This window comes from Aeromonas sp. R5-1 (assembly GCF_040908265.1).
GTDB classification, from domain to species: Bacteria; Pseudomonadota; Gammaproteobacteria; order Enterobacterales; family Aeromonadaceae; genus Aeromonas; species Aeromonas caviae.
Window position 1 is genome coordinate 63,382 of sequence record NZ_JBFODJ010000129.1, and the last position, 6,179, is coordinate 69,560.

6 protein-coding genes are annotated in these 6,179 nt (G+C 59.2%); 2 read left to right on the plus strand and 4 right to left on the minus strand.

All coding sequences use genetic code 11. From position 1 onward, the window contains the following. Positions 1–10: 10 nt before the first annotated feature. The 4 genes from cysW to AB5Y64_RS18780 form a co-directional block, all read right to left on the minus strand. Positions 11–904 (minus strand): sulfate ABC transporter permease subunit CysW, encoded by an 894-nt coding sequence (gene cysW / locus AB5Y64_RS18765; RefSeq protein ID WP_010672826.1) that lies wholly within the window; start codon positions 902–904, stop codon positions 11–13. Then, positions 901–1,740: a sulfate ABC transporter permease subunit CysT gene (gene cysT, locus AB5Y64_RS18770; RefSeq protein ID WP_039039454.1), complete on the minus strand. Its 840-nt coding sequence runs from the start codon at positions 1,738–1,740 to the stop codon at positions 901–903. Before cysT ends, cysW begins: the two co-directional genes overlap by 4 nt. Before the next feature lie 269 nt (positions 1,741–2,009). After that, on the minus strand, positions 2,010–2,585 hold the full coding sequence (locus tag AB5Y64_RS18775; protein ID WP_010672824.1) for an alpha/beta hydrolase: 576 nt from the start codon (positions 2,583–2,585) through the stop codon (positions 2,010–2,012). 39 nt (positions 2,586–2,624) lie between these two features. Further along, a complete protein-coding gene (locus AB5Y64_RS18780) occupies positions 2,625–3,569 on the minus strand; it encodes a sulfate ABC transporter substrate-binding protein (RefSeq protein WP_368204333.1) in 945 nt (314 codons plus the stop codon). 186 nt (positions 3,570–3,755) lie between these two features. Here AB5Y64_RS18780 and istA point away from each other — a divergent pair, with 186 nt between their 5' ends. Both istA and istB read left to right on the plus strand, forming a co-directional pair. Next, a complete protein-coding gene (gene istA, locus AB5Y64_RS18785; protein ID WP_024945937.1) occupies positions 3,756–5,318 on the plus strand; it encodes an IS21 family transposase in 1,563 nt (520 codons plus the stop codon). A 25-nt stretch (positions 5,319–5,343) separates the two neighbouring features. Next, positions 5,344–6,099, plus strand: a complete 756-nt coding sequence (istB, locus tag AB5Y64_RS18790) for an IS21-like element helper ATPase IstB (RefSeq protein WP_024945936.1) — start codon at positions 5,344–5,346, stop codon at positions 6,097–6,099. Positions 6,100–6,179 lie beyond the last annotated feature (80 nt).

A 6,179-nucleotide genomic window follows, 5' to 3' on the forward strand; every position in this document is an offset into this window, starting at 1 on the left:
TAATTCGGGATCAATGGGATTGGGTCGGTTGGCCTCGCAGCCTGGCCAACAGGGTCTCACCCAGCAGGGTGAAGATCCCGAACAGCGCCAGCAGGCTGGCCACCGCGAAGGCGGCACCGGTCTGGTACTCGTTGTAAAGGATCTCGATGTGCAGCGGCAGCGTGTTGGTCTGGCCGCGAATGTGGCCGGAAACCACGGAGACAGCACCAAACTCCCCCACCGCCCGGGCGGTACAGAGCAGCAGGCCATACATCAGACTCCAGCGGATGCCGGGCAGGGTCACCCGCCAGAACATCTGCAACCCGCTCGCCCCCAGCATGATGGCGGCCTCCTCTTCCTCCGGGCCCCGCGCCTCCATCTGGGGCAGCAGCTCGCGTACCACGAAGGGCACAGTGATGAAGGTGGTCGCCAGGATGATCCCCGGGGTAGCGAAAATGATCTTGATGTCGTGCTCGCTGAGCCACTCGCCGAACCAGCCGCGACTGCCGAACAGCAGCACGAACATCAAGCCCGCGATGACCGGCGAGACCGAGAACGGCAGATCGATGAGGGTGATAAGCAGTTGCCGGCCAGGGAAGCGGAACCGGGCGATGGCCCAGGCAGCGGCCAGCCCGAACAGCAGGTTCAGGGGCACCGAGCAGAGCGTCACCAGAGCGGTCAGCCCCAGGGCGCTCAGGGCATCCGGCTCGCTGATGGCGTGCCAGAAGAAGGCCAGACCCGGGCTCAGCGCCTGGATGAAGACGGTGGCCAGCGGCAACAGCAGCAAGGCGGCAAACCAGCCCAGACCGACGGTGACCAGCAGCCATTTGACCCAGACCGGTTCATGGGTCACCGGGGGATGACGCGCCGGGGTGGCCGGAGCCGACTCCTGGGCCTGATCGAGATGTGCAGTAGAGGCGTTCATATACGGCTTCCTCCGATGCGAGCCCAGCTCCAGGCTTGCAACTTGTTGATGAGCAACAGCAGCACAAAGGAAATGAGCAGCATGACGGACGCAATGGCCGATGCACCGGCGTAGTCATACTCCTCCAGATGACTCATGATCATCAGGGGTGCAATCTCGGACACCATGGGGAGGTTGCCGGCAATGAAGATGACAGAGCCGTACTCCCCCACGCCGCGAGCAAACGCCAGGGCAAAACCGGTGAGCAGCGCAGGTACCAGGGTCGGCCACAGTACCCGGATGAAGGTCTGCCAGCGGTTGGCACCCAGGCTCGCGGCCGCCTCCTCTTGCTCGCTCTCCGCTTCCCGCAGCACCGGCTGCAGGGTACGCACCACAAAGGGCAGCCCGATAAAGGTCAGGGCAATGACCACCCCTATGGGGTTGTAGGCAAGCTCGATGCCCAGCGGAGCGACCCATTGGCCAATCCAACCGTTGGGGGCAAAGATGGCGCACAAGGCAATGCCGGAGACGGCAGTCGGCATGGCAAAGGGCAGGTCGATCAGCGCATCCACCAGTCTGCGGCCGGGGAAGGTATAGCGCACCAGTACCCAGGCCAGTATCAGACCGAACAGACTGTTGAGCAGGGCGGCAATGAAGGCGGCGCCAAAGCTCAGGCGAAAGGAGGCGAGCACCCGGGGGGAGCCGATCACCTGCCAGAACTCGGCGGCGCTCAGGTTGTTCACCGCAAACAGCACCAGTGCCGAGAGCGGCAGCAGCACCAGTATGCCCAGATAGAGCAGACTGAAGCCCAGCGTTGGCCCCAGGCCTGGCAGGACGGAATAAGAACTTAATCGCATAACACATCCGTTTGTTATAAATACTTTGGATGTGACGATTTTGCTCACGGCGGCCAGGGACAACAAACACCAATAATGCCTTTGCTAAGCACTTTTTTATCTAACAATGGTGGAACAAGGCTTTTAGAGCGATAAGCATAAAAAAAGGTCTTTTATATAAATAAAAGACCTAAAAGACGGAGCGGTAAAACCGGGAACATGCAAAGTCAGTCACGCTGGCCAAGTTGCCAGCCTGTCTGGAAATCGTGCCGAGACAATCCGAGGCGCCCTCATCGAAAACTGAGTGCAGCCTGCTTGCCCCACTCGGCAGGAGCAGGCTCCACCACCATTTCGGCACGGCGGTATAGGGTGCCGAGCAAAGCGAGCCCCTGGTGCCACTCCCCATGGCCGGACTGGGCATTGATATGGCCCACTTCCCCCGCATCGAACAACGGCACCTGCCACTGCCGGCTCCAGAACTCTGCCCGCTCAAAACTCATCCAGGGGTCATTGCGGCTGGCGATCAACTGGGCAGAGACTTTGATGGACCCCGTCAACACCTCATCCGGGATACCGAAACGGGCAGGATCGGCAGGGGCAACGATGAAGATGGAAGAGACCTTGTCTGGTTGCAGTCTGGCGGCAGCGATGGCCGTCAGAGCGCCGAAGGAGTGGGCGACCAGGTGGACCCGGCTGCGCCGGCTCCTGAGCTTGCTCGCCAGCTTTGCGCTCCAGACCGTGAGATCCGGCTTGTCCCAGGGCAGACCCATCATTCTCTGCCACTGGGGAAATTGCTGGTGCCAGCGGCTCTGCCAGTGATCCGGCCCACTGTTGTGCAGACCGGGAACCAGAAGGATCTTGTTCATCGTGGTACTCCTATCTGTTGTCACAGGGGCCTGCGTCTCTTAGCGGCCCGGTTGGTAAATCTGGTCAAACGATCCGCCCTGGGCAAAGTGCTTCTTCTGTGCCTTGTCCCAATCGCCTTCCAGATCCTTGACAGTAAAGAGCGTCAGGTTGGGGAACTGGGCCGCTGTCTCCTTCAGGATCGCCGGATTGCTCGGACGATAGTGGTATTTGGCGATGATGCGCTGCCCTTCGTCAGAGTAGAGATACTCGAGGTAAGCCTTGGAGACGGCCTCGGTACCATGCTTCTTGGCTACCTTGTCCACCACGGCTACCGGCGGCTCGGCCAGGATGGAGACCGAGGGCACCACCAGTTCGAACTTGTCGCTGGTGCCCGGCTGATTGAGCACCAGCAACGCTTCATTTTCCCAGGCCAGCAACACATCCCCGAGCCCGCGTTCGATGAAGCTGGTGGTGGCGCCACGTGCCCCTGAGTCCAGCACCTTCACATTCTTGAACAGATCGCTGACAAACTGTTTCGCGCCCCCTTCAGTGCCGCTTTTCTTCAGGGCATAGCCCCAGGCAGCCAGATAATTCCAGCGCGCACCGCCGGAGGTCTTGGGGTTGGGGGTGATGATGGCGACATCCTTGCGCACCAGGTCGCCCCAATCCTTGATCTGCTTGGGATTCCCCTTGCGCACCAGGAAGACGATGGTGGAGGTATAGGGAGAGGCATTGTTGGCCAAACGCCCTTCCCAGTCGCTGGCGGTGAGACCTGCCTTGGCCACCGCATCGACGTCATAGGCCAGCGCCAGGGAGACCACGTCAGCCTCCAGTCCGTCCACCACGGCACGAGCCTGTTTGCCTGAGCCACCGTGTGACTGGCTCACCACCACATCGTCGCCGGTTTTGGCCTTCCACTCCTTGGCAAAGGCACTGTTGTACTCCTGGAACAGCTCCCGCGTCGGGTCATAGGAGACATTCAGCAGCTGCGTATTCCCACGCATGGCGATCGCTCAATAACATTCATGCCGATCACTCAATAACATCCATGCCGATCGCCCAATAACATCCCAGGCCGATCACTTTTTTCCTCTATGGGAAACCATGATCGGCATGAATGTTATTGATGACTTCTTCTCCCCGCTTCGTTAAACCCGCACTTTCCAACTGGACCCAAAAGAGGAAAGTGCATGTCTGCGAGGCCTATCACCGTGAGAAAACTCAAAGAAATCCTTCGTCTCAAATATCAGGCTCAACTGGCGCATCGTCAGATCGCCCTCAGCCTGCATATCTCATCCAGCACCGTCTCCTATTACCTCAATCGCGCTGCTCAGTTGGATATCACTACCTGGCCGCTCTGTGAGCGCTGGGATGATGTCACCCTGGAGCGTGCCTTCCTCAGCACCCGCGCGGTGTCCAAAACCCGCCACAAACCGCTCCCTGACTGGGCCGTGCTCCATCAGGAGCTCAAACAGCCCGGTCAAAAAGGGGTAACGCTGGAGCTACTGTGGCAGGAGTATGCCGAGCGCAATAACGGTGCCCACTACAGCTACAACCATTTCTGTCGGCTCTATAAGGAGTGGGCATCGGTGCTGCAACCGTCGATGCGCCAGACCCATATCGCGGGCGAAAAACTCTTTGTCGATTACTGTGGCCAGACCATGCCCATCGTGGATCCTCATACCGGTGAGATCCTCTATCGGGCCCAGGTCTTCGTCGCGGTGCTCGGGGCCTCCAACTACACCTTTGCTGAAGCCACCCGCTCCCAACAGCTTGAGGATTGGGTGATGAGCCACAAGCGGGCCTTTGAGTTTTTCGGCGGCGTCCCGCAACTGGTGGTGCCTGATTGCTTGAAGAGTGCGGTCAGCGTGGCACGCAATACTGACCCGGATCTCAATCCCACCTACCAGATGCTGGCCGCTCACTTCGGCACAGCGATCATGCCCGCCAGGCCGCGCAAGCCGAAAGATAAATCCAAGGCCGAGGTGGGGGTACAGATCGTCACCCGCTGGATCCTGGCGGTACTGCGCCATGAGACCTTCCATAGCCTGGCTCAGCTTAACCAACGGATATCCGGGTTACTGACCCGGCTCAATGAGAAACCCTTCCAGAAGCTGCCCGGTTGCCGCGCATCCATGTTTGCCGAGCTCGATGCGCCAGCACTCAAGCCCTTGCCAGCGTACCCCTACCAGTACACCAAAGTGGTGTCGGTGCTGGTCGGCAAGGATTACCACGTCGACCTGGAGAAGCACTATTACTCGGTCCCTTATGCCTTGCAGGGCAAGCGGCTGGAAGCCCATCTGGCGGAGCGTACGGTCACCCTGTATCACGCGGGTAAGGTCGTCGCTCAGCACCCACGCAGTCATCGCAAAGGCCAGCACAGCAGTCTGCCCGCCCATATGCCAGCGCATCACCAGGCACTGCTGGAGTGCTCACCTGAACGCCTACTGAGCTGGGCCGCGTCCATCGGGCCCTATACCACGCATTGGGTGGATAGTTTTATCCGCCAGGCAGCGCATCCGGCCCAAGCCGTGCGACCTTGTCAGGCCCTGCTGGGACAGAGCAAAAAGTATGGCAAGGCGCGGCTGGAGGCCGCCTGTCTACGTGGCTATCTGACCGGCGCCAACCGGCTGCACCACATCCGCAACATGCTCAAACACGGGCTGGAACAACAACCAGTTGCCACCTCACGCCAGGATCCGTTGCAAGACATCCATCATGACAATGTCCACGGCGAACACTACTTCCACTAATCCATCACTCAACAAGGAAAAGAGCATGCAATTACATCTCGATGAACAACTGAGCACCCTGCGTCTGGGCGGTGTGAAACAGGCGCTGAGTCAGCAACAGACACAGAGCGCGTTGTATCAGGACATGAGCTTTGAAGAGCGGCTGCAACTGCTGCTGAGTCATGAGCTGGTGCAACGGGAGCAGCGCAAAGTTAACCGGTTGGAGAAGCAAGCGCGGTTTCGATTGTCCGGTCAAATTGAGCAGCTGGACTACCGTGCCAGCCGGGGAATAAGCAAAGCGCAGATCCGCCAGCTACTGGAAGGGCAGTGGCTGGCTCATCAGCAAAACCTGCTGCTGACGGGGGCGGCAGGCTGTGGGAAGAGTTACCTGGCCTGTGCGTTGGGCCGCTATTTTATCCGGCAAGGCGTAGCGGTGCGCTACTACCGGCTGAAAACCCTGCTGGAAGAGATGAGACTGGCGCAGGCGGATGGCAGTTATCCGAAGCTGCTGGAGCAGGTGAATAATGTGGGCTTGCTGATCCTGGATGACTGGGGCATGGAGATGCTGGATGCGGCCGAGCGCAGTAATTTGCTGGAGATCATCGATACCCGTTACGGGAGGGTCTCGACAGTGGTTGCGAGCCAACTGCCGGTAGAGAAATGGTATGGGATGATCGGAGAGGCCACATTCGCAGAAGCGATCCTGGACCGGCTGATCCACAGAGCGGTACGAGTAGGTTTGACAGGTGAGTCGATGCGAAAACAGGGCATCAACTTGACCGATGCCGATCAGGCAGAGTAAAAGAAAGACGCAGTTCCTGCGGGTAGAAAAATGGTGATCGGCATGATGTTATTGGCTGATCGACATGATGTTATTAGCCA

Bases quoted from the DNA above. Each gene is read 5' to 3' on its own strand.
- cysW (WP_010672826.1), bottom strand. From the start codon at position 904: ATGAACGCCTCTACTGCACATCTCGATCAGGCCCAGGAGTCGGCTCCG.
- cysT (WP_039039454.1), bottom strand. From the start codon at position 1,740: ATGCGATTAAGTTCTTATTCCGTCCTGCCAGGCCTGGGGCCAACGCTG.
- AB5Y64_RS18775 (WP_010672824.1), bottom strand. From the start codon at position 2,585: ATGAACAAGATCCTTCTGGTTCCCGGTCTGCACAACAGTGGGCCGGAT.
- AB5Y64_RS18780 (WP_368204333.1), bottom strand. From the start codon at position 3,569: ATGCGTGGGAATACGCAGCTGCTGAATGTCTCCTATGACCCGACGCGG.
- istA (WP_024945937.1), top strand. From the start codon at position 3,756: ATGTCTGCGAGGCCTATCACCGTGAGAAAACTCAAAGAAATCCTTCGT.
- istB (WP_024945936.1), top strand. From the start codon at position 5,344: ATGCAATTACATCTCGATGAACAACTGAGCACCCTGCGTCTGGGCGGT.